We start from the raw sequence: 2,700 nt of genomic DNA on the forward strand, positions 1-2,700 counted from the left end.
TTTTTATATATCTCCTTTATTTGCTTCCTTTGCATCGCATTAAAGCCTGCACGCTGCAAGCCAACCTTGTTTATCCCATAAATTCTCGCTGGACGCCCGTCCGCCAATGTAAAGGGCGGAATATCTTTGACCACCTTGGACAGGCCGCCTACCATGCACAATTTGCCAATCTTAGTAAATTGATGAACGCCAACCATTCCTCCCAGGTTAGCAAAATCCCCAACTTCGCAGTAGCCCGCCAACCCACTCTTGTTCGCCACAGTGACATAATTTCCGATTTTTACATTATGTCCTATGTGTACGCCTTCCATTAGAAATGTGTCTTGACCGATAACCGTCGCCTGACCCTCGCTTGTGGCGCGATTTATGGTCACGTTCTCCCTTATTATGGTTCGGTCGCCTATGATGACCTTTGTTTCCTCTCCACGAAATGCATGGTCCTGCGGTTCCCTGCCTAAGACAGAATTCTCGTATATCTTGCAATCCTCGCCTATCTCGACGAAGTTAAACACCCTTACGTAGGCACCAATGACGGTGTTTTTCCCAATGCAAACCTCATCTTCTATGATGCTATAGGGTCCAATGACAACTCCTTCGTCGAGCTCAGCCTTAGGAGATACAATAGCAGTCGAATGTATAGTCCTCTTCATCAACTACCCCTCTGCAGCAAGTTCTTGGCAACCACAAAGCTAAACATTGCCTCCGCCACCATTTCGTCATTTACGTGAGCCACGGCCTTCACTTGTCCGACACGCCCCCTCAGCCTGTACACCTTTGCCTCCGTGATCAACTGGTCTCCTGGGCAGACAGGCTTACGAAACTTAGCTTTATCTACCCCGGTCAAATAAGTTACCATGCCCTGCATATCGGGGCGAAGGACTATCATCATCGCCGCAACTTGCCCCATTGCCTCTAAGACAAGAACTCCGGGCATGACCGGCTCACCGGGAAAGTGTCCCTGAAAAAAAGGCTCATTGATGGTGACGTTTTTCAACCCCACAATTCTCCCCTCACCAACCTCCAAAATCCTGTCCACCAACAAAAATGGATATCGGTGGGGAAGAAACTCCATTATTTTGTGAATATCCACCATTTGCTTAAAGTCCACAGACAATTTCAACCACCCCTACACAAACGTCTTAAACGATGAACCATACGCAAATGAAGCCTATGTCCAGCCTTGTAGCCAACCACATGAGCTTGTAGTGGTAAGCCCACCATAGAGAGGTCACCCAGCAAGTCAAGTGCTTTATGCCGTGCACACTCGTCACGAAAACGCAGCTGCGTCGAATTAAGAAGGCCCTTGTCGTTGAACACCAAAGCATTATTCAAGTTCCCACCGAGGGCCAACCCTTCTTTCCTGAGCTCCTCCACGTCTTTTAACCTCACGAAGGTCCTTGCAGGCGCGATATCTTTGCAAAACGTCTCCCTGGTGACAAAACTGGCAAATATTTGAGTTCCTATAAAGGCATCATCAAAAGATATTATATAACTTACCTTAAGAGTTTCCGATGGAAAGCAAGCAATCCAGGCTTCACCGAAATCGTCCTCAAGGTAAAGGGGGGATAGCAAAGTACAAACCGTCCTTTTGGTATCTTCTTTTTCCCTTAAACCCGCTTCGATTATGCTTCGAACCCAAGGTTCAGCACTGCCATCGAAAATCGGGATCTCCCCGCCAACTACTAATATAACGGCATCGTCGACTTCCATGCCATAAAAAGCGGACAGCAGATGCTCCATGGTATAAATCATCTGACCATCGGGAAGCAGAATACATGAAGCACGTCCCGGAGAAAAAAGCTCGCATTCTCCGATAGGATACCGTCGCCCCTCTTTTGAGGTGCCAATCATTATACCACTTTCTTCTTCAGAGGGAAGCATGAGAACTTTGGTTTCTTTCCCCTTATGCAACCCTAATCCTTTAACTTCAATTGGCCTTTGAAGAGTTACCCTCTTCATCTTCGCCCTCGACCCCTTTGCATAGGCGTTCAAGGCGCAAAAGCCTTTCATACATTTCGGGCAATCTTTGTGTAAGAGCTTGAATTTTAAGCTCTTCGCGGTGGTCTCTTGCCGGAAAGCCCGAAACTATCTTGCCAGGAGGTATGTCTTTTGTAACACCTGACTTAGCGGCAATTATCGCACCCTTGCCAATCCTTGCGTGATCTTTTACTCCACTTTGAGCAGCCATTATCACATTGTCCTCGATAACAGCGCTTCCTGCAATCCCGGTCATGGCAACCAAAATACAGTTAGCACCAATTTTAGCGTTATGACCAATATGAACACAATCACCTATCTTGGTACCGGGACCTATGTAGGTATTGCCTATTGTTCCTCTATCGATGCTCGTCAAAGCACCAATCTCAACGTCGTCGCCGATAACAACACCCCCGACTTGAGGGATCTTGATTAATTTGCCATTTACGCTATAAAAACCGAAACCCTCGCCCCCCAGTGATACCCCGGCGTGAATTAGACATCTTTTTCCTAAGGCTACATCATGATATATGGTGGCATGCGGTTCAATTACAGTACCCTCACCTATGTGAACGTTTTTCCCGACAAAAACTTGTGCCTCTAAAACAGCATCGGCAGCAATATCTGCCCCTTCTCCGACAACACATAGCGGGCCAACATAAGCACGAGGGTGAACGCGGGCACCATCAAATACCACTGCTGTCGGGTGGATTTCACCTTTCG

At 47.3% G+C, this 2,700-nt stretch carries 4 protein-coding genes; all 4 read right to left on the reverse strand.

The window, feature by feature from the left end:
- Positions 1 to 650 (reverse strand): acyl-ACP--UDP-N-acetylglucosamine O-acyltransferase (gene lpxA / locus Q7P41_RS00865; protein ID WP_303881369.1); only part of this gene is annotated, 650 nt, incomplete at its 3' end.
- Positions 650 to 1,093 (reverse strand): 3-hydroxyacyl-ACP dehydratase FabZ, encoded by a 444-nt coding sequence (fabZ, locus tag Q7P41_RS00870; RefSeq protein ID WP_303881377.1) that lies wholly within the window; start codon positions 1,091 to 1,093, stop codon positions 650 to 652. The genes fabZ and lpxA, both read right to left, overlap by 1 nt.
- A gap of 23 nt (positions 1,094 to 1,116) precedes the next feature.
- Positions 1,117 to 1,959, reverse strand: a complete 843-nt coding sequence (gene lpxC / locus Q7P41_RS00875) for a UDP-3-O-acyl-N-acetylglucosamine deacetylase (RefSeq protein ID WP_303881371.1) — start codon at positions 1,957 to 1,959, stop codon at positions 1,117 to 1,119.
- Positions 1,928 to 2,700: UDP-3-O-(3-hydroxymyristoyl)glucosamine N-acyltransferase (gene lpxD / locus Q7P41_RS00880; protein WP_303881374.1), on the reverse strand; the 773-nt coding region annotated here is incomplete at its 5' end. The genes lpxD and lpxC, both read right to left, overlap by 32 nt.

This window comes from Acetomicrobium mobile, from assembly GCF_937920065.1.